The 25,479-nt window shown below is 59.0% G+C and carries 25 protein-coding genes; 3 read left to right on the forward strand and 22 right to left on the reverse strand.

The features are described from left to right. Window positions 1-2: 2 nt before the first annotated feature. Window positions 3-698, reverse strand: coding sequence for a Bax inhibitor-1 family protein (locus ACQRC0_RS02835; protein ID WP_427727606.1), 696 nt, complete (start codon window positions 696-698; stop codon window positions 3-5). Window positions 699-778: 80 nt separating this feature from the next. Next, the gene (locus ACQRC0_RS02840; protein WP_195838523.1) at window positions 779-1,081 is read right to left on the reverse strand and encodes a hypothetical protein; all 303 of its coding nucleotides are present in this window, start codon (window positions 1,079-1,081) and stop codon (window positions 779-781) included. Window positions 1,082-1,366: 285 nt separating this feature from the next. Here ACQRC0_RS02840 and ACQRC0_RS02845 point away from each other — a divergent pair, with 285 nt between their 5' ends. From ACQRC0_RS02845 to ACQRC0_RS02855, 3 genes are all read left to right on the forward strand, one after another. Continuing rightward, window positions 1,367-2,416: an inorganic phosphate transporter gene (locus ACQRC0_RS02845; protein ID WP_427719222.1), complete on the forward strand. Its 1,050-nt coding sequence runs from the start codon at window positions 1,367-1,369 to the stop codon at window positions 2,414-2,416. Between the two features lie 66 nt (window positions 2,417-2,482). Next, entirely contained in the window at window positions 2,483-3,106 is a 624-nt protein-coding gene (locus ACQRC0_RS02850; RefSeq protein WP_427719219.1) for a DUF47 domain-containing protein, read from the forward strand. Between the two features lie 292 nt (window positions 3,107-3,398). Continuing rightward, window positions 3,399-3,920, forward strand: coding sequence for a nitroreductase family protein (locus ACQRC0_RS02855; RefSeq protein ID WP_427727640.1), 522 nt, complete (start codon window positions 3,399-3,401; stop codon window positions 3,918-3,920). A gap of 166 nt (window positions 3,921-4,086) precedes the next feature. Here ACQRC0_RS02855 and ACQRC0_RS02860 read toward each other — a convergent pair whose 3' ends face one another. From ACQRC0_RS02860 to ACQRC0_RS02955, 20 genes are all read right to left on the reverse strand, one after another. After that, the gene (locus tag ACQRC0_RS02860) at window positions 4,087-4,755 is read right to left on the reverse strand and encodes a DivIVA domain-containing protein (RefSeq protein ID WP_154515270.1); all 669 of its coding nucleotides are present in this window, start codon (window positions 4,753-4,755) and stop codon (window positions 4,087-4,089) included. A gap of 62 nt (window positions 4,756-4,817) precedes the next feature. Then, window positions 4,818-5,105 carry a YggT family protein gene (locus ACQRC0_RS02865; RefSeq protein WP_427727642.1) on the reverse strand — a complete coding sequence of 96 codons (288 nt, stop codon included), beginning with the start codon at window positions 5,103-5,105 and terminating at the stop codon, window positions 4,818-4,820. Between the two features lie 15 nt (window positions 5,106-5,120). After that, entirely contained in the window at window positions 5,121-5,849 is a 729-nt protein-coding gene (locus tag ACQRC0_RS02870; RefSeq protein WP_427727608.1) for a cell division protein SepF, read from the reverse strand. A 60-nt stretch (window positions 5,850-5,909) separates the two neighbouring features. Further along, on the reverse strand, window positions 5,910-6,647 hold the full coding sequence (locus tag ACQRC0_RS02875) for a YggS family pyridoxal phosphate-dependent enzyme (protein ID WP_427727610.1): 738 nt from the start codon (window positions 6,645-6,647) through the stop codon (window positions 5,910-5,912). Window positions 6,648-6,767: 120 nt separating this feature from the next. Continuing rightward, a complete protein-coding gene (locus tag ACQRC0_RS02880) occupies window positions 6,768-7,625 on the reverse strand; it encodes a phosphate signaling complex PhoU family protein (RefSeq protein WP_427719211.1) in 858 nt (285 codons plus the stop codon). Window positions 7,626-7,717: 92 nt separating this feature from the next. Next, a complete protein-coding gene (gene pstB / locus ACQRC0_RS02885; protein WP_089571588.1) occupies window positions 7,718-8,521 on the reverse strand; it encodes a phosphate ABC transporter ATP-binding protein PstB in 804 nt (267 codons plus the stop codon). 12 nt (window positions 8,522-8,533) lie between these two features. Continuing rightward, window positions 8,534-9,439 (reverse strand): phosphate ABC transporter permease PstA, encoded by a 906-nt coding sequence (gene pstA / locus ACQRC0_RS02890; RefSeq protein ID WP_427727613.1) that lies wholly within the window; start codon window positions 9,437-9,439, stop codon window positions 8,534-8,536. A gap of 3 nt (window positions 9,440-9,442) precedes the next feature. Continuing rightward, window positions 9,443-10,369: a phosphate ABC transporter permease subunit PstC gene (gene pstC, locus ACQRC0_RS02895; protein WP_427719203.1), complete on the reverse strand. Its 927-nt coding sequence runs from the start codon at window positions 10,367-10,369 to the stop codon at window positions 9,443-9,445. Between the two features lies 1 nt (window position 10,370). Further along, on the reverse strand, window positions 10,371-11,207 hold the full coding sequence (locus tag ACQRC0_RS02900; protein WP_427727615.1) for a phosphate ABC transporter substrate-binding protein: 837 nt from the start codon (window positions 11,205-11,207) through the stop codon (window positions 10,371-10,373). Then, the gene (locus ACQRC0_RS02905) at window positions 11,204-12,004 is read right to left on the reverse strand and encodes a polyphenol oxidase family protein (RefSeq protein WP_427727617.1); all 801 of its coding nucleotides are present in this window, start codon (window positions 12,002-12,004) and stop codon (window positions 11,204-11,206) included. The genes ACQRC0_RS02900 and ACQRC0_RS02905 overlap by 4 nt, the downstream gene beginning before the upstream one ends. Window positions 12,005-12,214: 210 nt before the next feature. Continuing rightward, the gene (gene ftsZ, locus ACQRC0_RS02910) at window positions 12,215-13,366 is read right to left on the reverse strand and encodes a cell division protein FtsZ (RefSeq protein WP_427727619.1); all 1,152 of its coding nucleotides are present in this window, start codon (window positions 13,364-13,366) and stop codon (window positions 12,215-12,217) included. 200 nt (window positions 13,367-13,566) lie between these two features. Then, complete coding sequence (locus ACQRC0_RS02915; RefSeq protein WP_427727621.1) at window positions 13,567-14,715, reverse strand: FtsQ-type POTRA domain-containing protein; 1,149 nt, start codon at window positions 14,713-14,715, stop codon at window positions 13,567-13,569. A 73-nt stretch (window positions 14,716-14,788) separates the two neighbouring features. Next, window positions 14,789-15,700, reverse strand: a complete 912-nt coding sequence (gene murB, locus ACQRC0_RS02920; RefSeq protein WP_154515248.1) for a UDP-N-acetylmuramate dehydrogenase — start codon at window positions 15,698-15,700, stop codon at window positions 14,789-14,791. Between the two features lie 5 nt (window positions 15,701-15,705). Then, the gene (gene murC / locus ACQRC0_RS02925; RefSeq protein WP_427727623.1) at window positions 15,706-17,124 is read right to left on the reverse strand and encodes a UDP-N-acetylmuramate--L-alanine ligase; all 1,419 of its coding nucleotides are present in this window, start codon (window positions 17,122-17,124) and stop codon (window positions 15,706-15,708) included. A 96-nt stretch (window positions 17,125-17,220) separates the two neighbouring features. Further along, a complete protein-coding gene (gene murG, locus ACQRC0_RS02930; protein WP_427719191.1) occupies window positions 17,221-18,336 on the reverse strand; it encodes an undecaprenyldiphospho-muramoylpentapeptide beta-N-acetylglucosaminyltransferase in 1,116 nt (371 codons plus the stop codon). Further along, the gene (ftsW, locus tag ACQRC0_RS02935) at window positions 18,326-19,819 is read right to left on the reverse strand and encodes a putative lipid II flippase FtsW (RefSeq protein ID WP_427727624.1); all 1,494 of its coding nucleotides are present in this window, start codon (window positions 19,817-19,819) and stop codon (window positions 18,326-18,328) included. The genes murG and ftsW overlap by 11 nt, the downstream gene beginning before the upstream one ends. Window positions 19,820-19,855: 36 nt before the next feature. Continuing rightward, on the reverse strand, window positions 19,856-21,262 hold the full coding sequence (gene murD / locus ACQRC0_RS02940) for a UDP-N-acetylmuramoyl-L-alanine--D-glutamate ligase (protein WP_427727626.1): 1,407 nt from the start codon (window positions 21,260-21,262) through the stop codon (window positions 19,856-19,858). Between the two features lie 9 nt (window positions 21,263-21,271). Next, window positions 21,272-22,291 carry a phospho-N-acetylmuramoyl-pentapeptide-transferase gene (mraY, locus tag ACQRC0_RS02945; protein ID WP_154515238.1) on the reverse strand — a complete coding sequence of 340 codons (1,020 nt, stop codon included), beginning with the start codon at window positions 22,289-22,291 and terminating at the stop codon, window positions 21,272-21,274. Window positions 22,292-22,294: 3 nt separating this feature from the next. Then, on the reverse strand, window positions 22,295-23,719 hold the full coding sequence (locus tag ACQRC0_RS02950; RefSeq protein WP_427719184.1) for a UDP-N-acetylmuramoyl-tripeptide--D-alanyl-D-alanine ligase: 1,425 nt from the start codon (window positions 23,717-23,719) through the stop codon (window positions 22,295-22,297). Between the two features lie 124 nt (window positions 23,720-23,843). Beyond that, window positions 23,844-25,466 carry a peptidoglycan D,D-transpeptidase FtsI family protein gene (locus ACQRC0_RS02955; protein ID WP_427727628.1) on the reverse strand — a complete coding sequence of 541 codons (1,623 nt, stop codon included), beginning with the start codon at window positions 25,464-25,466 and terminating at the stop codon, window positions 23,844-23,846. Window positions 25,467-25,479 lie beyond the last annotated feature (13 nt).

The following is a 25,479-nucleotide window of genomic DNA, read 5'->3' on the forward strand; positions in this document are numbered from 1 at the left end:
CACTAGTCGCGACGACCAAGGATGTTCAGAATGCGCAGGAACACGTTGATAATGTCCACGAACAGGTTGGACGCCATGAGCACGGCGTTGGGCAGCGTGGGCGGCACCGTCGTGGCCACATAGGTGTCGTAGCCAATAAAGCCGGCGAACACCACAATCACGATCAGGTCGGTGATGGTCTGCGAGACGCCCATGAACATCAGCACGATCTCGACCAGAATCGTGGCAAGCAGAATGCCAAAACCAATGCCGTACACACGCTGGAAGAATTTGGGGAAGGTCACGCCCAGTGCGCCAAAGACAAAGGTGATGGCGGCAGTGGCGATAAAGGCGGTGTTGATGGTGGGCAGGTCGTAGTTGGCAAGGCCAAACGACGCGGTCAGACCAAAGGTGCTCGCAAAGATCGCGTAACCCGCGAGCGACAGGCCCACGGACTGCTTGCTGGCGGCGGCCGACATCATGACGATGCCGACAATGGTCAGGATAAACGAGCCAAAGACCAGCGGCAGGGCGACGCCACTCATCATCATGCGCGCAAACGACATGGTGCCCGTAAAGTAGGCGCCAGCGCCCATAGCGCAAAAACCCAAAAAGATCAGGGCAGACATGGCAAGGTTGTACGCGCGCGGCGACATCTCCTTGGCACGGCTTGCTCCGGTCTCGATGGGGCCGTTCTGATAGCCCTGGATATCGTTCATAATTTCGTCCTTTCAAAAAGCGCCGCGACAGCGCCGTAGGTGACAAGATTCCTGCCATTGTACCCGAATGGCGCGCGCTCTTACCCGCGGCGCTCACTCTCGAGTGTGCGGTCGAACGCCCACACCCACCACCGCATCAGATGAGCCTGCGAGCCATCCGGTCGCTCACGCGCCTGGTCTTCCAGATACAGCTCGGTCGTATGTCCGCCAAAACGAACCTTATAGGTTGCCGTACGAATGCCGTGAACCGTCAGGCCAAAACCGGTAGACGAGACAATCTCGTCAATCGTAAAGCAGCGACCGTCGACCCAGCAGACGGTAACCGGCACAACTTGTCCGCCCGCGAGGATGCGGGCCACGACGTCCACATACTGCTTGTGCACGCGCCGAGTTTTGCCATCTGTCTGTCGATATTCCATGCCCCTATTATCGAACGCATGTTTGCATATTGTAAAGCGAACAGACTGTGGTTTTGGGGTGTCGGAGCGAGCGCACGTGTCCTCACGGCGTGTTAGCAAAAAGAACACCCGCGGTCAACAGGGCTAATATTCAATTTTAGTGCCAAAAAATTCACTTCTCCCGTCAGAACTCGGTAAAGAAACCCGCAGGAGGTGATACGATTTATCATGTTTTTGTAACGTTTCTGCAAACTTCGAGAAAGCCCATATATGGACGTAACGTTCTCAGCCTTCCTCGGCCAACTTGTTTCGAACCCAGTCCTTGCCGTCACCGTGTTCCTCGCGCTCGGCGCCATCTTCGTCAACGGATGGACCGACGCGCCCAACGCCATCGCGACCTGTGTCACCACGCGTTGCATGCCCGCCCGCGCCGCCATTCTCATGAGTGCCGCGTTCAACTTTTTGGGCGTGCTCATCATGACGCACTTTAATGCCAGCGTTGCCAACACCATCTCCCATATCGTCGACTTTGGCGGAAACAGCACCATGGCGCTCGCGTGCCTCTGCGCGGCCCTGTTCTCCATCGTCGTCTACGGCGCCACGGCATCGCGTTTTGGCATCCCCACCTCGCAGAGCCACAGCCTCATCGCCGGCCTGACCGGCGCTGCCATCGCCCTCGGCGGCGCCAGCAGCGTCAATGTCCACGAGTGGATGAAGGTCATCTACGGCCTGGCGCTCTCCATCGGTCTGGGCTTTGTCATGGGCTGGGTCCTGTGCAAGCTCGTCTCGATTCTTTTCGCTGCCGCCAACAGGCGACGTGCCAACGTCTTCTTTAAATATGCTCAGATCGCGAGCGCCGCGGCCATGAGCTTTATGCACGGCGCGCAGGATGGACAAAAGTTCATCGGCGTGCTCTTTTTAGGTGTCGCCTTTGCCAACGGACAGACCGGCGTCGGCGACGCCGGCATCCCCATCTGGATCATGCTGCTGTGCTCGGCCACCATGGGCATCGGCACCAGCGTGGGCGGTGAGCGTATCATCAAGTCCGTCGGCCAGAGCATGGTTAAGCTCGAAAAGTATCAGGGCTTCTCTGCCGACCTGGCAGGAGCCGCAAACCTGCTGCTTGCCACGCTCACCGGTATCCCCGTGTCCTCCACGCACATCAAGACCTGCGCCATCATGGGCGTTGGCGCCGTCAAGCGCCTCTCGGCCATCAACTTCGGCGTGGTCAAGGACATGATGTTCACGTGGTTCTTCACCTTCCCCGCCTGTGGACTCATCAGCTTTGTTATGGCCAGGCTGTTCATGATGTTCCTCTAGTCAAACCGAATGTCCATCCGGACCGCATTACCTCGCCCACCCGTCTTCGCCCCGAAAGGATCACTCATGGCAAAGAAACCCGATTCGTTCTACTTTGACAACTACGTCGCCTGCGCCGACTTCGCCGTTCAGGCAGCCGAGCTGCTCACCAAGATTTTTGAGAACTTTGACCCCGCGCAGATCCACGACATGCTCGAGAAGATGCATGCGATTGAGCATGCAGCAGACAAGAAGCACCATGAGCTCGAAGACGCCCTGCTCACGGCCTTTATCACCCCGCTTGAGCGCGAGGACCTTAACCTCATGAGCTGCTCGCTCGATACCGTGCTCGACCGTATTGAGGGCGTCGTGCAGCGCCTCTACTTCACCAACATCCAGAGCATCCACCCTGATGCCATCGTGATCGCCCACAAGGTGACCGACGCCTGCCGCGCCATGAAGGACCTGATGGTCGAGTTGCCCAACTACCGCAAGTCCAAAACGCTGCGCGAGCTCGTCATTCAGATCAACACCATCGAGTCCGAGGCCGACGAACTCTACATCAACGCCATGCGTAACCTGCACGTCAACGGCAAGGACCCGCTCGAGGTCATCGCCTGGCGTGACGTGTACGCCTTCTTGGAGTACTGTGCCGACTGCTGCGAGAATGTGGCCGATGTCGTGGATTCGATTGTCATGAAGAACAGTTAATTGGGGGTATGCGTCCCACCGGCGAAGGCCCGGCACCTATTTGCTTTCTCTCTCCGGCTGCACGGCAGAGTCGTTCGAAAGTAAATAGGTGTCGGGCCTTCGCCTTGCGTACCGCCATTGGGAACTTTGGCTGATTGTTTTAGCGCAATGGGGGTTTGGCTGAAGGGATCTTTGGTACCCGCTCGGACACTTTGGCCCTTGGTGAGCGTTTGACTGATTGCTGCTTTGGGTACTCTTTAGGTTACTTTGGGTTTGTTTGATTTTTAATTGTTGGAGGGCTTGTATGTCGTATATGGATCTGGCTCGGTCTCGGTATTCTTGTCGTTTGTTTGAGGATCGTTCTGTTGAGCAGGCTGTGGTGGATACCATTGTTGAGGCTGGACGCATTGCTCCTTCTGCTTGCAATAATCATCCAACCCGTGTGATGGTGTTGGATACGCCTGAGCTTCTGGAAAAGGCAGCTGCTTGTCAGCCTCGGTTTGCTCGTGATGGGTCCATCTTTGGCGCTCCGCTCATCTTCCTCGTTTGCAGCGTTACCAACGATGCTTGGGTGCGTCCCTATGACCAGATGAACTCCAGCGCTATCGACACCTCGATTGTTTGCGATCAGATGATGATGGAGGCCGAGGAACAGGGCCTGGGAACGTGCTGGGTATGCCATTTTAAGCCTGAGCTAGCCCGCGAGCAGTTCAACCTGCCCGAGGGCGTTTATCCCCACCACATGCTCGTCTGCGGCTATCCCGCCGACCATATCGCCGACCCCGAGCATCGCGAGGCCCGCACCATTCCCCTATCCAATTTCCTCCTCAAGTAGTTTTTGGCCCATGCCCTAAAATCTACCTTTTACCGCTCAAACGTTCGCCGAGTTCTGCCCTATCGCACGCAGAGCTCGGCGTTTTGTTTCCCAACCCGTATACAGCTACAAAAAAGGAGCTCGCAAGCGCGAGCTCCTTTTAAGGGGCTAGATTGTAGTTTTAGCGCTAGTCCAGGTCGTCCGCGGCAAAGTTGTCAATCGGGGCGAAGGGGTCGGCCACGGGGACAACCGGATCAGCGACAGGCAGCGGCTCGGCGGCAGGCATGGTCACGGCAGGAGAAGCCGCAGAACCGACCGGCGTAGAAGCCAGCAGATCGGCCGGGAAGGAATTCTGAGCATCGTCCATAAAGTGCTGAATGAGCTTGAGATACTCGGCCTTGAACTCCTCGCGGGAAGCCTTCAGACGGTCAATCTCCTCGAGCTCGGCCTGCTTCTCGGTCAGGGCCTGACGGATGACCTCGCGGGCCTTGGCGTCGGCCTCGTTGCGGATGCGGTCAGCATTCTCGTTAGCGTCGTTGACAATCGCCTCGGCGGTCTGCTGAGCCGCAATGAGAGCGGCGGAAATCTGACGCTCCTGAGCGGAGAAATCGGGAGCGGGAGTAGCGACAGGGGCAGCCTGAGCGGCAGAATCCTGGGCCTGCGCAAGCTGAGCCTGCGTATCGGCAAGCTGCTGCTCGGTGGCGGTCAGGCGACCCTTAAGATCAACGATCTTGGCAAGCATAGCGTCGACCTCGGAGGACAGGGTCTCCAGGAAGACGTCGACCTCGGCGGGATCGTAGCCGCGCTTGGCCTCAGAGAAGGTCTGAGCCTGGATGTCAGCAGGGGTAATAGCCATAACAAGTTCTCCTTTATCATCGCCTTGGCGCTAAGCGCCCGACATAGGTTACTGAGCCAGTCCTATACGAGTATACCTATAAGTAGCTGCAGAATGAGCTTCTGCACCAACTGCAACGCAATAATCGCAACGACCGGTGAAAAATCGATACCGCCCATCGGCGGCATAAACCGGCGAAACAGGTTGAGCCAAGGGCCGCAAACGCTGTCGAGCACCGCCGCGATATCCTGTAGCAAACCACCCTGCTTCATGGGAATCCACGTCATAAAGCAGTAGACCACAATCAACGTGGAATAAAAATTAAACAGCGTGTTGACAAGCTGAACGATGGTGTAGATGTTGATGGGAATCTCCTCGCCTTGTCTTTACTTGAGATAGCCGTCGGCGCGAAGCTTCTTGAGATCCGAATCCTTGACCTCGCAGCCGGCGGGCAGCACCATAAACACGCGATCGCCCACTTCTTTGACCGAAGCGCCCAGGCCGCAGGCAAAGCCATAGCTAAAGTCCAGGACGCGTTTGGCGACCTCGGTGCGAACGCCCACAAAGATCAGCGCGACAGGCTGCTTGGTACGCACGCGGCGCACGACCGTCTCCACGTCGTCATAACTCTCCGGACGAAGAACGTAGGCCGGCAACTGAGGCGTGGCGTTGATGATATTGCTCGCATAGGCAGAGGTATCGCTCGGCGTTGAAGCAGGAGCGGGCACAGCGGCAGCGCGGACCCGAGCGTTCTCGGCGTAGCTTGACGGCGTGTCATAGGCGCCGGGACGATAACCGCCCGCAGCGGCATCCTGAGAGCGCGAAGGCGGATTGTACGTCGTAGCGTGACGGGAGTCGTCGCCGATCAGTTGACCGGAACGCGTGTACACAGCAACCGACTCGGCCTCTCCGCGGCGTGTCTGCCCCAGCAGTCCATTGCTCGGTTCATCTTGCGTGTAGAAGCCCTCGCCCGAAGCACCGCCGTAGCCGTTGTTCTGATAGCCGTCGTCATAGCCGTCATCGTAACCGTAGTCATCATCCTGGCCATAACCCTGGTCATAACCCTGCTGGCCGCCTAGGTGCATTTTATTTTTAATTTCGTCAAGGAAACCCATGGTTGTGTCCTCTCACGGTCTAATGCAGGCGCTCTGATAATCAGCGCGCACTCCAGGCTCTTATTTTACTTCAAACTCCGGGCTAAATACTACCCTGCCCAGGCGAACAAGCGTCGAGCCTTCCTCAAGGGCGGGCTCAAAGTCCTCGCTCATGCCGCAAGAAAGCTCAGGCAGACACAAATCGGGGTGTGCCGTCTCCAGCTCATCCCTCAACTCACGCAGCCCGGCAAAGGTGCGGCGTGCCACATCCTTATTCCCCCGGGGCGCCATGGTCATAAGCCCCTGCACACAAATTCCCTCAAGTTCCGCAAGCTCGCCGGCGGAGGCACGAACCTCATCGGGCGAAAAGCCGCCCTTGGACTCCTCGCCGCTTACATTGACCTCGATCAGCACATGCTGAGGACCGGCAAGCTCGCCCGCCTCAATCTTGCGGACGGCACGGCTCGAGATAGCCTGCGCCAAATGAAGCGACCCCACCGAATGAATCAGCTCGGCCGCACCCAGCACCGCATTGATCTTGTTGGTCTGAAGATTACCGATCATATCGAAGCGCACCTCGGGCAGCTCCGGATGCTCCGCCAGCCCCGCAAGCTTGCGAACAAGCTCCTGCGGACGGTTCTCGGCAAAATGACGATACCCTGCCTGGATGGCGGCAACGGTCTCATCGACGCCAACGGTCTTGGAGACGGCAATCAGACGTGCGGCATTGTGTGGACGCCCCGCGCGATCGAGTGCGGCATAAAAGCGTTCGAGAATCTGCTCGCGGCGAGCGCGCATCACGTTCAAATAATTATCCATTGCCAATCGCCTCCGCTAACAGCCATACAAGTAGTCCCATGCTAACGCAAGAGCGCGGCCCTGCATGTGCAAGGCCGCGCTCACTTAGGTATTTACAATCTTTCGACGAACGGAGCTACCCTACTCCTCGTCATCCTCGGTATCGTCCTCGTCCTCGAGGTGCTCGAGCAGGTAGCGAAGACCCTCGCTCACCTCGTTAGCGGGCACCTTGGCAACAAAGCGCGCATCGACAGCGGGCCTCATGATGACGCCCTCGCCCGAAGGTACGCGCATGCTCTCGAGCTCATCCTCGTCCGTACGGGCGATATCGCCGGCGTTCATGCGCTGGCCGGTCAAAAGGAAGGTCAGACGGCAGGCGGCATCGATGGAAATCGAGGCGATGCGATCGAGGTAGCGCGAAACCATGATGGCGCGGCGCAGATCGTCATAGTTGCTGTCGTCGTCCATAAACTCGCCCGCGTCCATGCGGTTGAAGGTACGGAAGAACTTCTCATAGGCCGCATGCACCGGCTCGTCCTCGACGGCCAGGTTGCAGATGATGGACATGTCGTTGGTGACGAGCGCGGAAAGCGACGAGCCCAGCACCTGGTATACGGCTTCGGCCTCGGCCTCAACCGTACCGACGAGCTCCTGGGGCAGCGAGATATCGGCCTTGACCATATGACGCGTGGCGCGGCAGATCTGGCGAACCTTATCGGTCATGCGCTGCAGGTTAAAGTCGACGTAGATGATCGTCTGCAGCAAGCGGAAGTCGGAGGCGACCGGCGACTGTGTAGCGATCAGGTTGTAGCACACGGCCTCCAGGTTGGCGCAGCGCGCGTCAATCGAAAGCGTGCGCTTCTTGGTCTTGGTGGCGAGCTTGCGGTCGTCGGTCACATAGGCCTTCACGGCGTCGTGAAGAGCCAGGTCTACAGCCTCGTAGATGCTCAACATCTCGTGACGAGCCTCGACGAGCTGACGGGAAAACAGTTTGCGCATGGTTCACTCCAATCAGTTGGGTGCGGTCATGCCGCCCGCACAGTGAATACGCACCGGACCAGGTCCGATCGGCTTGGGACTAGTCGCACCGATCAGCCAAAGCGGCCGGTGATATAGTCTTCCGTCCGCGAATCCACCGGGCTGGTGAAGATCGCGTCGGTTTGACCATACTCGATGAGCGTGGCGGGCTCGCCGGCAACCTCCTGCAAGAAGAAGGCGGTGTAGTCGCTAATGCGAGCTGCCTGCTGCATTGAATGTGTGACGATGATGATCGTCATCTCGGGCGCCAGCTCGGCCATCAGATCCTCGACCTTGGAGACGGACGTGGGGTCGATGGCGGAGCAGGGCTCGTCCATCAGAAGGACATCGGGCTGCACCGCGAGCACACGCGCGATGCACAGACGCTGCTGCTGACCGCCCGAAAGCGCCAAACCATCCTTGTTGAGCTGATTGGATACCTCTTTCCAGAGGTTGGCGCGCTTGAGCGATTCTTCCACGATGTCATCGAGGTCGCTTTTGCTAGTCACGCCCTGCAGACGAGGGCCAAAAGCAACATTCTCGTAGATGGATTTAGGGAACGGGTTGGGCTGCTGAAAAATCATGCCCACGCGGCGGCGAAGGTCGACCGGGTCGACGCCCTCGGCATAGATATCGTTGCCGTCGAGCGTCATGGTGCCCTCGACGCGCGTGCCCTCGATAAGGTCGTTCATACGGTTGATACAGCGCAAAAACGTCGATTTGCCGCAGCCCGAAGGGCCGATAAACGAGGTAATGGCGTTTTTGGCGATGTTGAGGTCGAGCCCCGTCAGCGCATGAAAGTCACCGTACCAAAAGTTGAAATCCTTGGCCGTGATGGCCGCTTGCTCCAGCGTGGGAGCGGACTGATAGACGGACATGGGACTCCTTAACTAGCGGCGTTTGCGCGACAGATAACGCGCAAACAGGTTGAAGGCCAGAATAATCGCCATCAGCAAAAGCGCGGTGCCGTAGGCTGCGTTCATGTTGATGCCGTCATTGGCAAGCAGATAAAGGTGAACGGTCATGGGGCGACCGGAATCGAGCGGCGAAATAGGCAGGTTGATGGCCTGGCCCATGGTGTAGAGCACCACGGCGGTCTCGCCGATGGCGCGGCCGATGGCAAGTACGATGCCGGTGGCGATGCGGCCAAAAGCCGAAGGAAGCACGATCTTGGAGACGACCTGCCACTTGGTGGCACCCAGGCCATATGCGCCCCAACGGATATAGCGCGGAACGGCGCGGATTGCCTCCTCGGTGGTACGCATGACAATGGGCAGCATCAGAAGTGCGAGCGCCAGGGCGGCCGAAACCATCGAAAGACCCAGGCCCATGGCCTCGACAAACAAGGCGTAGCCAAAAAGGCCCATAACAATGGAGGGCACCGAGGCCAGGGCATCGGCAGCATAGCGAATGATGTCGACAACCTTGCCCTGCTTGGCATACTCGGCCAGATAGACCGCAGCCAAGACGGCAACCGGCGTGCAGATGAGCATGGCGAGCGCCGTCACGTAGACGGTCGAGACGATAGTGGGCCAAATGCCGCCCTCGGCGTTTACTCCCTGCGGCCAGCCAAAGATAAAGTCGAGCGAGATGTGCGGCAGACCGTTGATAACTACATAGGCGATGATGGCGACCAGCACCAGCGTGGTGATATAGGCCGCGGCACGAAACACGCCGAGCATAATCTTGTTGGACAGATCCTTGTTGATGCGGCCCTTCTTACCATGGGAAAGGGCACGCTTGATGCGTTCGCGCGACGAGGTCGTATCGACCGTCGTGTCAACGGAATCGGACATAGCCTACCCCCTCTTCTTCTTGGAAATCAGACGGACGATGCCCACCAATGCGGCGGAAATGATAAACAGGACCACGCCCATGCCAAACAGAGCCGAGCGGTGCAGGCCCGAGGAATAGCTCATGTCGAGCGCGATCTGGCTCGTGAGCGTCGAGATGGGGCTCGAGATGCTGTCCGGGATGACCGGAGCGTTGCCAACGACCATGAGCACGGCCATGGTCTCACCGATGGCACGACCCATGCCCAAGACAATCGCATCGACGATGCCCAATTTGGCTGCAGGCAGAACGACCTTGTAGATGGTCTGCCACTTGGTGGCACCCATGGCATAGGATGCCTCGCGAATGCCCATGGGAATGGAATTGAGGGCATCGATGGTGAGCGTGGTGATGGTGGGAACGATCATGATGGCGAGCACGAACCACGCCGTCAGCGCACCAAAGCCAAGACCGCCGGTCAGCTGCGCGATAAACGGACGGATGATGACCATGCCAAAGAAACCGTAGATGATGGAGGGAATACCCGCCAGCAGGTCGACGGCGGGGCTGATGAGACTGCGCACGCGCTTGCCGGCGATCTCGACCAGATACACGGCCGTGCCCACACCCAGGGGCACACCCATGGCGAGCGCACCGACCGTCACCAGACCAGAGCCCGCCAGCAGCGACATGATGCCGTAGTGGCCCTCGGAGGGCGCCCACGTAAAGCTAAAGAAGTCCGCCAGACCGATGTCGGTAAAGACGGGCAACGCCGAGTACGTGGTAAAGACAAAAATCAGGATGACGGTGACGACCGCCAAGAACGCGCAAGCAAAGAAGATCCACTGCAGCGCCTTCTCTTTGAGATAGGTGCTGCGCGACACCAACGCCAACTCACGCTTTTTGGGCGCCTGAGCCTCTCGCTCAATCTGGGGGGTTTCCTGCGCTTCCATGCTACTCACTCCCCTTTCCGTCGTTGGTGACGGGAATAAAGCCCGCCTCGCGAATCTGCTTGTCCATCTTCTCCGACGTCACATAGTCAATGTAGTCCTGTGCACGCTGCGAAGGCGTACCCTTCACAAAGAAGTAAAGGTCGCGCGAGATGGGGTAGCCGCCACTTGCGACCGTCTTCTCGGATGCCTCGACATGGTTGACCGAAACAGCCTTAACCGAAGTCTTAGCGTTGAGGCTCTCGACAAAACCCAGCGAGATGTAGCCAATAGCACCACGTGAACGGGACACGACATCGCGCACCTGGCCCGTGCCCGAAAGAACGGCAGAGCGACGATCGAACGGCGTGCCGTCCATCACGATGGTACGGAAGGCCTCGCGCGTACCGGACGCCTCATCGCGGTTAATAACCTGAATCTTCAGGTCCTCTCCGCCGACTTCCTTCCAGTTGGTAATCTTACCGGCGTATATGTCGCGAAGCTGCTCGGTCGAGAGGTTGTCGACCGGATTATCGTCGTTCACGATGACTGCGATGCCGTCGTGCGCGATTACAATCGGGGTCAGGCCCAGATCCTGCTCGTCGGCATTGAGGCCACGAGACGAGCTGGCGATGTCAGCCGTGCCGTTGCTGACGGCCTCGATACCGGCAGAAGAGCCAAGGCCAGAGACGAGCACGTCGGTGCCGGTCTCCTCCTTAAAGCCCTCGGCCGCAATCTCGGCAATGGGAAGGCAGGTGGTCGAGCCGGCCACGGTGATAGAAGACGTGGAAGATCCCGAGGAGCAGGCACACAGCGTAAGCGTGAGCACTGCCGCGCTTAGGACCGATGCGATCTTTCTCATAGCATCACGCCGATCGCAGCATGGCGCCCACAGGTGCCGCCCTCGTTGCGGTAGGAATAAAAGCGGTCGTTCTGACGAACGGTGGAGAGCTTGGTGTCCACAATGCCGTTCTCTACGACGCCGGCGTCCATCAGCGCCTCGCGAATGGCGGCGGAAAGATCGAGCATACGAGAAGCGGCAGCATCGATGCACGCGAACTCGGAGGCAAAGCGGTCCATAAGTTCTTGGGACACCTCGTACTCGTCACCCAGGATATGGGGCCCAATATAGGCAGAGATGTCGTCTGGCTTGCAGCCAGCCGCCTCGCAGAGCGCTTGGCACGCCTTGGCGGAAATGCGCGCAATCGTGCCCTTCCAGCCAGAATGCACCACGGCAAAGCCGCCGGGAGCCACCAGCACAACGGGAACACAATCGGCAAAGCAAAGCATCACGGGCACCTCATGCGCCGTGCAGACGAGGGCATCGCAGCCCTCGGCAATCTGCTCGCGAATGTTCTCGAGATCATCGGCGCCGTTCGAGGTCACCGTCACGACATTGTCACCGTGTACCTGATTGGGGACAAGCAGGTTGTGCTCGCACTCGGCGGCACCCATGGCCTCGAGTACGCGGCGACGATTTTCTTGAACGGCAAAGGGGTCATCGCCAACATGCGAGCCCAGATTGAGTGAGGAGTACGCATCTTCGGAAACACCGCCAGTGCGTTCGGTGAAGGCAAAGCGGACATCGTGCGTCGCGCCCTCTACCAACGTAACTCCATCATGGTCGACACGCGAAACGTTGTCCGCACGTGCTGCCATACTAAAGCCTCCTAATAACACAAGTATCGCGGCCAAGCCGCAGCAGTCCGTGCCATACGGCTGCCATACTTCTACAAAAGGATACCCGCAGCGGTAGGAACCAAACGTAAGGGGAACGTAAAGAGATTGGAGACTTTCGTTTACAAACGAGAAACAAAACGGGGTGCATCCAAATGGATACACCCCGTGCAGGTCGTTGAGAAAAACGAACTAGAAGCTACCACGCTTAAGGAAGTCGGGAAGCTCAAACTGGTCGTTACCAAAATTGGGAAGCTCCGTACCGCCGACATTGCGGGTCGGGGCAGACTGAGCCGAGCTTGCAGCGGGAGCGGTACGCTGAGGCTCGGCAACGGAAGCCTTGCTCTGGGACTGCTGGGCAGCGAAGAGCTCGTCCTGACGGTTGACATTAGAGTCGGAGAAGCCCGTAGCGATAACGGTGATGCGCACCTGATCGCCCAGGGACTCGTCGACAACGGTACCGAAGATGATGTTGGCCTCGGGATCGACGGCGTTGGCGACAACGTCGGCAGCGTCGCTGATCTCCTGGATGCCCAGATCCTTGGATCCGGCGATGGAGAGCAGGACGCGCGTAGCACCATCGATAGAGCTCTCGAGCAGCGGGCTGGAAATAGCCTGCTGGGCGGCGTCGACGGCACGGGTGTCCCCAGAAGAAGTACCGATACCCATCATGGCGGTGCCGGCCTGCTTCATGATGGTCTTAACATCAGCGAAGTCCAGGTTGATGATGCCCGGGACGGTGATGAGGTCGGTAATGCCCTGGGTACCCTGGGAAAGGACGCCATCGGCAATCGCGAAGGCCTCGAGCATGGTGGTCTTCTTCTCGGCGATGTCGAGCAGCTTGTCGTTAGGGATAACGATCATGGTGTCGACGCAATCGGAAAGGGTCTTAATGCCCTCTTCGGCGCTCTTCTTACGCTTGCGGCCCTCGAAGGTGAAGGGCTTGGTCACGACGGCGACGGTCAGCGCACCGACCTCGTTCATCGCGATATCGGCAACGATGGGAGCGGCGCCGGTGCCGGTGCCACCGCCCTCGCCGCAGGTGATGAACACCATGTCGGCGCCAGCGAGCGCCTCGGCAATGTCATCGCGGGACTCATCGGCAGCCTTGCGACCAACCTCGGGGTTGGCGCCAGCGCCCAGGCCGCGGGTAAGGTCGGTACCGATGTGGACCTTGATATCGGCATCAGAGATCGCGAGCGCCTGAGCATCGGTGTTGATGGCAACAAACTCGACGCCACGAATGCCCTCTTCGATCATTCGATTGACCGCGTTGGTACCGCCGCCGCCGACGCCGACCACCTTAATGACGGCAAGGTAGTTGTTGATCTCTGTCTCGTGCATGTCGGTCCTCCGAACAAAGGTTATAGCCATAGCATGGGTTGACCCCTGCGCACATTAACCTTCAGGTTGAAAGTAAATGCAAAGGTAAACCGTATTATGTTTGCACATTATGAACGTATCAGTCAAATAATTGACCGTGAAAACCAAACAAACCAGATAAACGGCGTGGTATGGCCCCTCAACAAAGCCACACACCGACGCTAAGCGGTCGGTGCGTTTCTAAACGTATAGTTGCCGGGAGACCGAACGTTGATGTAGGTTACGCCCTCTACCTGCGACAGAAGCTTGGTCACGACGCGTTCCTTCTTGGCGATATCATCAGAATCGCCCAGCGAGACCTCAACGCCATTATCAAGATTCGCCGAGATGGCCTCGACCGAAGGTATAGAAATATCCTTGATCTGCGCCAAGAATTCGCCGGAAAAACCACGCACGTAATCCAGGCCCGCTTTAACGGCCTTGGAAGAAACGGCCCGCCCCGAGACCGGCTCGACATCAGCCGAGACATCGGTAAGCAGCACGGCCCCGTAGTGCTTGGCCAGCGCCAACGCAGCATCGATACCGCTCAATGTGTTGGCTCCCTCACCCGAAGTGACGACATTTCCCTGGTCGTCCACCTCCACAGAGGTCGAAAGCGGTGCGATCCAGGTGTCATCGTCGCCGATGGCCCAGGCAAGATCGTCGGAACTTATATAAGCGATCGCGGTGACCTTGCGCTCCGTCGGCGTAATGACGAGCGTGTGGGGAAACTGCCGTTGAACGTCCACGCCCGAAACCCACGGGTTCTGCTTGAGATCTTCGGTAATCTGGTCGGGATTTACGTTGAAGAGCGATGTGTTCTCGGGCAGACTGATCAGCTGCATGGCATCGTGCTTGGTCACATGCTCGCTGCCCTCGATCTGAATATCGGTAGCGGCAAACAGGCCGGAATTGATAACGACGATGGCAACGACGGCAAGCACGGCCACAGCCGCCAAGATACCGCCCACGATTTTGCCCTTGCCCTTAACGGCAGAGGCGGCCTCGGACGTCTTACTCGCCATGGCGCCAAGCGACGACAGCGGATTGATACCCTTATTGGTCGCAGGTGCCTTAGTGGCGGGCACCGACGTCAACGAGCGCGGCTTGGCAGCGCCCAACGTACGACCGGGATGCGTTGCTTTAGCCCCCAGCGAGGGCTTGGGCGTCACTATGGGGCGAGAGGGCTTGGCACCCATCGCCGACTTAGACGTCACCGAGGGGCGCGGAGCCGGGTGAACCGTCTTTTTTGCGGCAGGGCGTCCACCAAGTTGCGAGCCGACGACCGGACGTTTGGCGGACCGAACGGATCCAGCGGGCTTGGAGGACACAGGGGGCTTGCGTTGAGGCTGGACGGGTGCGCCGGAACGCCCTCCGGCGCGGCGGAAGGTAGGTTTCGATGCTCTAGAAGCCGAGGAATTTGACTTCCGGTCTGAGCTCGATGCCATACGCCTCCCTCACCTTTCCGTGCACATGCCTGATAACCGCGGCCACGTCATCGGCCGAGGCGGTACCGTTATTAACGATAAAATTAGCGTGTACGGGCGAAACTTCCGCACCGCCAACCGAAAAACCCTTTAATCCACAATCCTCAATCAGCTTGCCAACGCTCGCGTCGGGTGGATTGCGAAAGACCGACCCGCAAGAAGCGCGACCCATGGGCTGCGTGCGTTTGCGCCTCGTCAGATACCGCTCCATACGCTCGCGAATGTCGGCCTTAGGCGCAGGCTTGAGCTTAAGCACGCACTCGAGAATAATCTCGTTACGCGGCAGGCTGCACTCACGGTAGCCCCAGGCAATCTCGGACCCCGCATAATGCTTAATGCCGGATGCCGGGTCAAACGTGACCACATCCTCGACAAGCGAACCTATCCACTCGGTACGCGTACCGGCGTTCATAGATACGGCGCCGCCGACCGAGCCGGGGATGCCAACCGCAAACTCAAGGCCCGAAAGCCCGCGCGACAGGGCATCGTTGACCAAACGTGCGAACATAACGCCCGCGCCAACGGTCAGCGTGCAACCGTCCTCGGCAACAACGGTGCGCTGAAACTCACGCCCCAGCGAAATGACGGCGCCGCGATAGCCCGCATCGGCAACGAGCAGATTAGATCCCTTGCCGATAATGACCCACGGCACCTGCTCACGGTCGAGTACTGCCACGGCACGACGAAGGGCATGATAGCTATGGCACGTCACGAAGAGGTCGGCCTTGCCGCCGATACGATAACTCGTATGACGCGCAAGGCGTTCATCCTCGACTACATCCGTGTCAATCATGCCCGAAAGCGCCATGACGGCGTTAAACAGACCCATAGGGGCTAAGCGTCTTTCTTGGCAGTCAGATACTCGATGAACTCAGGGCCAACGGTCGTAACGTCGCCGGCGCCCATAGTAAGCAGCAGATCGCCCTCACCTACCATCTTCTCGAGCTCACGATTGAGCTCGAGACGGCTGGAGCAGTACACGACCTCCTTGCCAGGGTGCTTGGCGCGCACAGTATCAGCGAGCATCTTGGAGGTTACGCCCGGAATCGGCATCTCGCCGGCAGAGAACACATCGATGAGCAGCAGCTTATCGGCATTGGCGAAGGCATCGGCAAAGTCATCGCACAGCGCCTGCAAACGCGAATAGCGGTGCGGCTGGAACACGACGTCAACATGCTTATAGCCCAGCGACGAGGCGGCGGCAAGCGTCGCCTTGATCTCGGTGGGGTGATGGCCGTAGTCATCGACCACGGTGATGCCGTCAATATCGCCCACATGGGTAAAGCGGCGGCGGACGCCCTCAAAGCTCGAAAGCGCCTCGGCTGCGGCATCGACGTCGAGACCCAGGACATGGGCAACGGTTAGCACTGCCGTGGCGTTGAGCATGTTGTGGCGACCGGGGTTGCTCTTGATCTCGACAGCATGCTCGGTCCCATCCTCAAAGCGAACGATAAAGTCGCTCTGAATGCCCTTGACATCCGGATGCACGCAGACGACGTCGTTGGTTTCGGCAAAGCCATAGGAAAGCACGTGGCGACCCGTCGACTTGGCGAGTTCGACCAGATGCGGGTCCTCACCGCAAACGATGACGGTACCGCCCTCTCCAACCAGGCCCATAAACTTGGCAAAGGTGGCCTCGATCTCCTCGATGCCCGAGTAGTGGTCGAGATGGTCGGCCTCGACGTTGGTCACGATGACCACGTTGGGGTTCAGGAACAGGAACGAGCTGTCGGACTCATCGGCCTCGGCGACAAAGTAGTCACCCGAGCCGTTCTTTCCGTTGGTATCGTAACCCTCGACGATACCGCCGATCAAAAAGCTGGGATCCAGACCCATGCGGTCGAGCATGGTGGCACACATCGAGGACGTCGTGGTCTTGCCGTGCGTGCCGGCAACAGCGATGGTGGTGTAGCCGTGGCCCAGAGCCGAGAGCATCTTGGCGCGGGGCCACACAGGAATACCGAGCTCGCGAGCACGCACAAGCTCGGGGTTGGACTCGGGAATAGCGGTAGAGACCACGACCACGTCAGGCTTGACCTCATCGATCGTGGCGGCCTCGTGGCCCACGTGAACCTTCACGCCAGCACGGGTAAGCTGACGAATGTAGCGCGAGGTCTTAAGGTCGGAACCGGTAACGGCATAGCCACGCTCGTGCAAAACGAGAGCGATGCCGCTCATGCCGGCGCCACCGATACCGATAAAGTGGGCGCTCTTGAACTCGGGCGCGGAGGTTGCAGTCTGGGAATCAGCCATGTGCTCGTGTACTCCTTGCGTAAACACTGCCTGTAACCCGTTAACTGTACCGCACCTACCGCATCCGCGCGAGCGCAAGCTCGATATCCCGTCTAACTAACGCAAACCCTCTACCGCATCGGCCAAAAGTGCGGCGGCGCGGTCCTGAGCCAACCCGCGCGCCGCCTGACGCATGGCATCGCGCGCTGCGGCGTCATCGACCAGATGCAGCAGCTCCTCGGCAAACGCCGGAGCATCGATATCGGCATCGGCACAAAGCACGCCGGCACCGGCATCGACCAGATAACGCGCATTGGTCGTCTGGTGGTCGGCCGTGGCATGCGGATACGGCACGAGCACCGAAGGCACGGCGAGGGCGGCAATCTCGGCCACGCTCGAGGCGCCGGAGCGCGAGAGCACCAGGTCAGCTGCAGCTAGCATGTCGCCCATGTTGTCAATGTAGGGCTGGACGCGATAGCGCTTCGTCTCATCGGACGTCAGCGCCAAAGCACGCTCGGTGTCCTCAAAGCCGTCGGCTCCCGTCGAATGCAAAATGTAGAGATTCTCGCGGGTCAGCAGCTCACTCTTGAGCGAGGCTACGCGCTCGTTGAGATGCTGGGCACCGAGCGAACCACCAAAGACGAGCAGAAGCGTCGCATCCTCGGGCACGCCAAGTGCCTCGCGGCCGCGGGCGCGATCGCCCTCAATGACCGAGCGGCGCACCGGATTACCGGTCATGAGCACATGCTCGGGGTCGCCCTCGCGCTCAAAGACAGAGCGCGCAGCCGGCACCGAGATACACACGCGGGCGGCATGGGAACTCATCATCTTATTGGCCAGGCCCGGAACAGAGTTCTGCTCGTGCAGCAGATACGGAACGCCCGCATCCTTGCACCAGCCCAGCAGCGGGACCTCGACGTAGGCACCAAAACCGATGGCAGCATCGGGCTTGCCAACCTTTGAGAAATGGCTGGCGAGCGAGCGCTTGGCCTTATTGACGCGCCACAGCGAGCTCAACGCGGTCCAAGGACGGGAACGGTCGAAGCCCGTGACCGTGATAGGTACAAAATCGAACCCGGCCTCGGGAACCAAACGACCCTCGAGCTTGTGCGACTGGCCCACGAACACAACATGATGTCCGCGGTCGCGCAACTCCTCAGCCAAGGCAAGCGCAGGGTTGATATGTCCCGCCGTGCCGCCGGCTGCGATAGCAACGGTCATCTTATCGGTCATGAAAATCCCTTCGTACGCGCGGTCCCTGATCGTCGGTGCGCAGACGCGCCGACGGGTCCGAATTCAAATTGATTCGATTATATCCGCCGCCCGAGCTTCGGGGGTTCGGGCGTTGGGGACGCCCCTGCGGAGCCGTTCGCGGGCGCGGACGAGCCGCCGGCTCGGACGCAGAGCCATCCAAGACGGTAAAACCGTTGCGCGAAGGGCGATCGCCGCGCACATGGGGCACGCCGGCGGTGCTCTCGTCCATAACGGCAAAGCTCTCGCGGCGACGGTCGTACTCATCACGACGGGCGCTCTCGTGCGAGACGCGCAAGATCAGCCCCGCAAGCATAAGCGATACGATAATCGACGAACCGCCGTAGCTGATAAATGGCAGCGGCTTACCCGTCATGGGAAACACGTTGAGGATGCCCAGCGCATTGATCAAAAACTGTACCGCGAGAATGACTGCGGAACCCGATGCCATGAGCGCTCCGCGACGGTCCGCAGCCTGTTCGGCAATGCGAAACGCTGAGTAAATCAGCATCGCAAAGACCAGGAAGAGCAGCGCGGTCCCGACAAAACCGACCTCCTCGCCGATAATGGCCAGAATATAGTCGTTGTGTGCCTCGGGCAGATACGAATACTTCATGGTGGAGTTACCGATGCCGCGGCCGAACAAGCCGCCCGAAGCAAACGCCATGATGGCAAGCGTTGCCTGATAGCCATCGCCATACTCGTCGGCCCAAGGGTTCAGGGCAACCTGAACACGCACCATGCGGTACGGCTCTGCAACAAGCGCAAACACACTCATGACAATGACGAGAATGATCACGCCGATGATAAACTTGGGGTCTAGACCCGCAAATAACGCCATACACATAAGGGTCAGCGAGATGATCAAGACGGTGCCATAATCGGGCTGGATAAAGATCAAAAAGAGCGAAATGCCCAAGTAGACGACCATCTTACGAAGGAACTCGTTGATGTTGCCACCGGGCGAAAAGAAACGGTCGAGTATGATGGCCGAATACGCGATGGCAAACGGCTTTAAAAACTCAGACGGCTGGAACTGAATACCGGCGATGTTGAGCCAGCGCGTGGCGCCACGGCTGCCACTGCCGACAAGAAATACCGCAAACAGCAAGAGAATCATGCCGATAAGGAAGACCCTAAGTACATTTTCCCCAAACCAGCTGTCCGGCAAGACGCGAACGATCGCAACCATGGCGAGCACGCCAACCCCGGCAAAGGTAGCCTGTCGAACCAGGAAAAACGTCGCCGAGCCGTTCTCGTGCAATGCCTCGACCGATGACGCCGAGTACACCATCAGCAGACCAAAGCACACTAAAGTAAACAGGCACGCCATGAATATCAAACGAGGGCGCATGATGCGGGCGGGGACGCCGGCAATATAGCGTTCGCTGAGCGTCTGCCCGCCGCGACCGGAACGCGGCGTACTGCGCTGCGAGGAAGCACGGTCCGAGTCGGGCCTCCTCATACCTTGTCGGGGGCTCTCCTCTCTCACCGGCGGCCCCTATTCCATTTGCGATTTCGCTGCGGCGGCAAGCTGGGCCACGTAGTCCTTAAACACGCGGCCGCGCTCCTCGTAGCCCGAGAACTCATCGAACGAAGAACAGGCGGGAGAAAGCAGGATCACGTCGCCTCGGCTCGACAGCGAACGGGCAACGTCGACGGCGTCGCGCAGGTCGTCAGCCTGAGCGATATCAACATCACCATCGACATCGGCCTCGTCCATAGCGGCGGTAAAGCGCTCGCGCGCATCGCCAAAGCAGACGACCGATCGCACGTTGTCCATGACAACGCGGGCGAAGGACTCGAGTGGCGTGCCCTTATCGTGACCACCGAGCAGCAAGATCACGTCGTCGTCGGGAAACGCCGTCAGGGCCTTTTCGACCGCATCGGTGTTCGTTGCCTTGGAATCGTTGACGTAGCGCACGCCATCAATCTCGCCACAGGGCTCAACGCGGTGCTCCAGCGGCTGGAATGAGGCCAGGCCGCGACACACACCGTCGACATCGGCACCGACGGCCAGGGCAGCCGTGGCAGCGCACAGGGCATTGATGACATTGTGATGTCCGGAGATTTTGAGCTCGGACGTGGCGATGAGCGGGGTCTCGACGCCCTTCAGGCGAATGACCATCTTGCCATCGCGCACAAATGCGGCGTCCTCGCCCGCAGGCTCGTCAAAGGCGACCTTGCAGATGCGACGACCCGGCGTGTAGACATACTCATCGAATTCATGGATACCGGCATCCTCGACGTCGATAACCACAAGGTCATCATCGACCATATTCTCGAAGAGCTTAATCTTGGCGAGCGCATAGTTCTCATGGCTCTTGTGCCAGCCCAGATGGTCGGGGGTAATGTTGAGCAGCACCGCCACACGGGGGTGAAGCTCCTGGGTCGTTGCGATCTGATAGCTCGAAAGCTCAGCTACAAACCACTCGTTATGCGCGCGGTCGTCGATTTCGTTCACCGGAGGCTCACCGATATTACCGACAGCAACGCTCGCCTCGCCCGCTGCCTTAAGCAGGTAGTCGGTCAGCGACGTGGTGGTCGTCTTGCCGTTGGTGCCCGTAATGGCAATCCAATTTTGGGGAGACAGGCGGTAGGCAAACTCGGGCTCACCCATGATCTGGGCAGCGTGATCGCGGCCAGCCTTATAGAATGCCGAGAACTCCGAGATGCCCGGACACGTCACGCATACATCAAACGCGCCCTCGACCTGCTCGGTTCCGTAGACAAACGATACCCCGCGCGCCTCGAGCGAGCGCGTGGCATCATTGGGCTCGGACGTGCCGCCACCGTACACGGTAACGGTACTCACGCGCTCGGGGTGCGCAAGCGCCCAGCGAGCGACATCTAGACCGGACTTACCCTGGCCCAAGACGAGCAGGCTAAAGGAATCTGCAAGAGGCATGAAAAACCACTATCCCAACTGGAAAAACAGGGCAAGGCCCAGAGCGCCAAAAGCGGCAGCGACAATCCAAAAACGGATGACGACCTTAGTCTCGGCCCATCCCTTCTTCTCGAAATGATGATGAATGGGCGCCATAAGGAAGACGCGCTTATGCGTAAAGTGGAAGTAGACGACCTGAATCATGACCGACAGGGTCTCGACGATAAACAGGCCGCCGATGATGAGCGAGACGACCTCGGTGTTGGTCATAATGGACGTGCAGGCAAAGGCCGCACCCAAGGCAAGAGAGCCGGTATCACCCATAAAGATGCTCGCCGGATAGCAGTTGAACCAAAGGAAGCCCAGGCAAGCACCAGCACATGCGGTACAGAAGATAGACAGGTTTACGTCACCGTGCAAAAACGCCATGGCAGCCATGGCAAGCATGGCAATCATGGAGGTGCCACCGGCAAGGCCGTCAAGGCCATCGGTCAGGTTCACGGCATTAGAAAGACCGGCGATCATCAGCCAGCAAAAGACGATGTAGAGCCACGGAAAGGTAAGGCCACCAATGGTGGTCGAGAAGATACCGAGGTCAATCGTCAGACCGCCGGGAAAACGAATCTCGGGGGCAACGCCGCACCAGCTGACGGCAAGCACGGTAAACGTGACGCAGATGATGGTGAGACCGATCATCTTGGCGTGGGGCGTCAGGCCGAGCGAACGACCGTGCGTGACAGAGGTCAAATCATCGATAAGGCCCAGAACGCCGGTTGCAAGCGTGGCAAGCAGCACGAGCACAAGCTCGGTGGTGAGCTTGCCCATCAAAAGGCACGTCAGCGAAACGGCTACGAGAATGACAACGCCGCCCATGGTGGGCGTGCCCTGCTTAATCAGGTGGCGTTTGGGTCCATCGGCGCGGACCTGCTGGCCGATACCCTCGACCTTAAGAAGCTTGATCCACCACGGCATGAGCAGCAGCGCAATGGCGGCGGCGATGCCAAGTCCCAAAAAGGCCTGGTATGTAGGATACGCGGGGTTCCCGAACATGGGCTAGCACACACCTTCCACAAAGCGGTCGAGCTCGACAAAGCGAGAGCCCTTGACCAGCACAACGTCATGTTTCTCAAGTGCGCCGGCCATACGGTCGAGCACCTGCTGATAATCGGAGAACACCTGGATGCGGTCCTCGTCCATGCCCATCATGCGCGCGGCTTCGGCCATACGAGCGGCCAGCTCACCGCCCACGCACGCCAGCATATCGAGCTTCTTAGCCGCGGCATAGGCGCCCACCAGCTCATGCATGCGGGGGGCCTCGTCGCCCATTTCGCCCATCTCGCCCAGAATCGCCATTCGAGAGCCAGAACACGAAAGCGAGCACAGCAGGTCAAGGCCAGCAGCCATGGATTCGGCGCTGGCGTTATACGAGTCGTCGATAATGCGGGCACCGCTCTTGGCGTGTTTGATCTCCTGACGATGACCGGTAATCGCGATACCCCTAAAGGCAGCATCGATCTGCTCGGGGGTCACACCCAAACGATAGGCAACTGCGGCGGCCTTAACGGCGTTGGGAACGGACTGGACGCCGGGAATGGCGAGCATGGTGTCAACGGACTCACCCATACCAAAGTCAAGCGTAAAGACCGGGCGGCCCTCATCATCAATGTGAATGCCGCGGGCGCAAACCTCATCAACATCCGAAACACCCGCCAGCATCACGTCGATACCCGCGGGCTCGGCAAACGTCTCACGAATGAACGGGGTGAAGTCGTCTTCGCCGCCCAAAACCAGCAACGGGAGAAGGTCGTCGGCGGCACACATGCCCCCAACAATCTCGGACTTAGCGCGGGCGATATTCTCGCGACTTCCCAGGATTCCAATATGAGAGGTGCCGATCTTGGTCACGATGGCAAGGTTGGGATTGGCGGACCGAGAAAGGCGCTCGATCTCGTGAAAATGGTTCATACCCATCTCGAGAACCAGCACCTCGGTGTCGGCAGGAGCGGCCAAAACCGTGAGCGGCATACCGATCAGATTGTTGAAATTACCCTTGGTGGCCCAAACGCGATAGCGCTTGGCAAGCACTGCCGCAAGGACATCCTTGGTCGTCGTCTTACCGATAGAGCCGGTAATGCCAACCACGAGGCAGCCAAGCTGCGTGCGATAGGCATGTGCCAGGCGCAGCAAAAATTCCTCGGGATCATCGGTGTGTAGGATGGCGCAGCCCTTACGCTGAGCCAGCGATACAAGCTCGGCGTTGGGCTCGCGCGTCATCACAACAGCGCCGGCGCCCGATTCGATGGCGCGGGAAGCAAAATCGTTGCCGTCGACTTTTTCACCCGGAAAGGCAACAAAAATCGTGCCTTCCTCAACCTGGCGCGAGTCGATAACGCACCCACGGCATACCCGATCGGCTTCTCCCGTCACGGTCCGGGCCCCTGTTGCGGCCGCGAGGTTGTTGACGGCGATCTCTATCATTGCAGCTCCCCTGTAAACCTAATAATGCTATCGGCGTATTGTATCCCAGCGCCGCGCATGCGTGGTGCAGGGCATGTGAACACCCTCCAGATTAATCGACAGCCCTTTCCAGGATTGTAACCCCCTACTTGGTGCGTGGGATACCCAACACATCGAGCGCGTTAGCCATAATGACCTGGAACGGCACGGCGGCGGCATCCGAACCGCTCGGCGTTCCGTCGAGCGTGATATAGCACAAAACCTTGGGTGCTTGCGCCGGGGCAAACCCCATAAAGGACGACATATAGCTCGCTTTGAGGTAGCCGCCTTTTTCATCGGCGCGCTCGGCCGTACCGGTCTTACCCGCCACGTCGTAACCGTCGACGGCGCCCCCGACACCCGTGCCCTCGGAAACGACCGTCTGCATGCACGATGTCACCTGGGCGGCGGCGTCCTCAGAAATCGCCTGCTCGCCCTCGCCCCAGTCCTTCTCCTCGCCTTTGCTGGATTTATAAAAGTGCGGCGTCATCATCACGCCGTCGTTGGCAATGCCACCCACGGCGCGCGCAATCTCGATCGGCGAGACAGACAGCGCTTGGCCAAAACTCATCGAGCCCAACGTGGCGCCGTCATACTGGTCACGCTCCTTGACAATGCCAAGGCTCTCGCCGGGAAAATCGATGCCCGAACTGTGTCCAACGCCCCATTTGTCCACGTACGCGGCAAAATCGTCCGCGCCGATCTTATGCCCGACCAATACAAAGCCAACATTGGATGAGCGGCGCATCATCTCGCGCACATCCATGGTCATGGCGTAGTCACGCTTATCGGCATCGGTGACGGTATCGTCGCCGACCTTAATGCTCGCCGGCACCTCAAACGACGTACTCGAGCGCACGACGCCCAAGTCGAAACCCGCACCTGCAACGAGCGTCTTAAAGACCGAACCGGGTTCATACGCATCGGTGACCAAGCGCAAGTTCATATCCTCGGTCTTGGCGTTCTCCAAATTGGTCGGGTCGTAGGTCGGATACGAACAGGCGGCCAGAATCTCGCCGGTAGTAGGGTCTGTCACCAAAGCCGAACCGTTCTTGGCTTTGGTCTTCTCGACCGCCTCCGCCAGAGCGTCCTCTGCTGCACGCTGGATATTGACATCCAGCGTCGTCACGATGTCAACGCCATCGATGGCGGCGACTTTTTTATAGGCGCCACCCGCAATATAGCTATCGTCCCTCGCACGCTCTCGTACCAGCGTGCCGTTTGTTCCGGTCAGCAATTTGTCATATTGCTTTTCAAGTCCCGTTAGGCCCACGTTGTCAACGTTCACCACGCCTAGAACCTGCGAAGCCAGATTGCCGTATGGATACACCCGCTTCATCGCCTGCTCAAAGAGCACGCCGGGCAGATTTTTCTTCTTCAATGCCGCGGCATCGTCCTCGTCCACCTGGCGCTTGATATACACCCAAGTGCCATCGGACTGAACCAGCTTGCGGCAAGTCTTCTTATCGATTCCAGTCGCCTTAACCAAGGCCGATACCGTTTTATCGACATCCTCGATCAGCTGTGGATTCACGGCGACATTGCTGCACTCGACCGACGACGTCAGCACGTTGCCGTTTCGGTCGTAGATCGTGCCGCGTTTGGCGTAAAGCGTCTCCGCAAGCAGGCGTCGAGCATCGGCGCGCCCGCGCAATTCATCGGCATTTACGATCTGGTAGTCGGCAAGGCGGATGGCGCCCGCAGCCAGGCCCAAACCGATACAACCCATGACGGCATTACGG

The organism is Collinsella sp. SGI.033, from assembly GCF_050315135.1.
Taxonomy (GTDB): domain Bacteria; phylum Actinomycetota; class Coriobacteriia; order Coriobacteriales; family Coriobacteriaceae; genus Collinsella.

Excerpts from the sequence above, each read along its gene's own strand:
- ACQRC0_RS02835 (WP_427727606.1), bottom strand. The coding sequence starts at position 698 with ATGAACGATATCCAGGGCTATCAGAACGGCCCCATCGAGACCGGAGCA.
- ACQRC0_RS02845 (WP_427719222.1), top strand. The coding sequence starts at position 1,367 with ATGGACGTAACGTTCTCAGCCTTCCTCGGCCAACTTGTTTCGAACCCA.
- ACQRC0_RS02850 (WP_427719219.1), top strand. The coding sequence starts at position 2,483 with ATGGCAAAGAAACCCGATTCGTTCTACTTTGACAACTACGTCGCCTGC.
- ACQRC0_RS02855 (WP_427727640.1), top strand. The coding sequence starts at position 3,399 with ATGGATCTGGCTCGGTCTCGGTATTCTTGTCGTTTGTTTGAGGATCGT.
- ACQRC0_RS02860 (WP_154515270.1), bottom strand. The coding sequence starts at position 4,755 with ATGGCTATTACCCCTGCTGACATCCAGGCTCAGACCTTCTCTGAGGCC.
- ACQRC0_RS02870 (WP_427727608.1), bottom strand. The coding sequence starts at position 5,849 with ATGGGTTTCCTTGACGAAATTAAAAATAAAATGCACCTAGGCGGCCAG.
- ACQRC0_RS02875 (WP_427727610.1), bottom strand. The coding sequence starts at position 6,647 with ATGGATAATTATTTGAACGTGATGCGCGCTCGCCGCGAGCAGATTCTC.
- ACQRC0_RS02880 (WP_427719211.1), bottom strand. The coding sequence starts at position 7,625 with ATGCGCAAACTGTTTTCCCGTCAGCTCGTCGAGGCTCGTCACGAGATG.
- pstB (WP_089571588.1), bottom strand. The coding sequence starts at position 8,521 with ATGTCCGTCTATCAGTCCGCTCCCACGCTGGAGCAAGCGGCCATCACG.
- pstA (WP_427727613.1), bottom strand. The coding sequence starts at position 9,439 with ATGTCCGATTCCGTTGACACGACGGTCGATACGACCTCGTCGCGCGAA.
- pstC (WP_427719203.1), bottom strand. The coding sequence starts at position 10,369 with ATGGAAGCGCAGGAAACCCCCCAGATTGAGCGAGAGGCTCAGGCGCCC.
- ACQRC0_RS02900 (WP_427727615.1), bottom strand. The coding sequence starts at position 11,207 with ATGAGAAAGATCGCATCGGTCCTAAGCGCGGCAGTGCTCACGCTTACG.
- ACQRC0_RS02905 (WP_427727617.1), bottom strand. The coding sequence starts at position 12,004 with ATGGCAGCACGTGCGGACAACGTTTCGCGTGTCGACCATGATGGAGTT.
- ftsZ (WP_427727619.1), bottom strand. The coding sequence starts at position 13,366 with ATGCACGAGACAGAGATCAACAACTACCTTGCCGTCATTAAGGTGGTC.
- murB (WP_154515248.1), bottom strand. The coding sequence starts at position 15,700 with ATGGGTCTGTTTAACGCCGTCATGGCGCTTTCGGGCATGATTGACACG.
- murC (WP_427727623.1), bottom strand. The coding sequence starts at position 17,124 with ATGGCTGATTCCCAGACTGCAACCTCCGCGCCCGAGTTCAAGAGCGCC.
- murG (WP_427719191.1), bottom strand. The coding sequence starts at position 18,336 with ATGACCGATAAGATGACCGTTGCTATCGCAGCCGGCGGCACGGCGGGA.
- ftsW (WP_427727624.1), bottom strand. The coding sequence starts at position 19,819 with ATGAGGAGGCCCGACTCGGACCGTGCTTCCTCGCAGCGCAGTACGCCG.
- murD (WP_427727626.1), bottom strand. The coding sequence starts at position 21,262 with ATGCCTCTTGCAGATTCCTTTAGCCTGCTCGTCTTGGGCCAGGGTAAG.
- mraY (WP_154515238.1), bottom strand. The coding sequence starts at position 22,291 with ATGTTCGGGAACCCCGCGTATCCTACATACCAGGCCTTTTTGGGACTT.
- ACQRC0_RS02950 (WP_427719184.1), bottom strand. The coding sequence starts at position 23,719 with ATGATAGAGATCGCCGTCAACAACCTCGCGGCCGCAACAGGGGCCCGG.
- ACQRC0_RS02955 (WP_427727628.1), bottom strand. The coding sequence starts at position 25,466 with ATGGGTTGTATCGGTTTGGGCCTGGCTGCGGGCGCCATCCGCCTTGCC.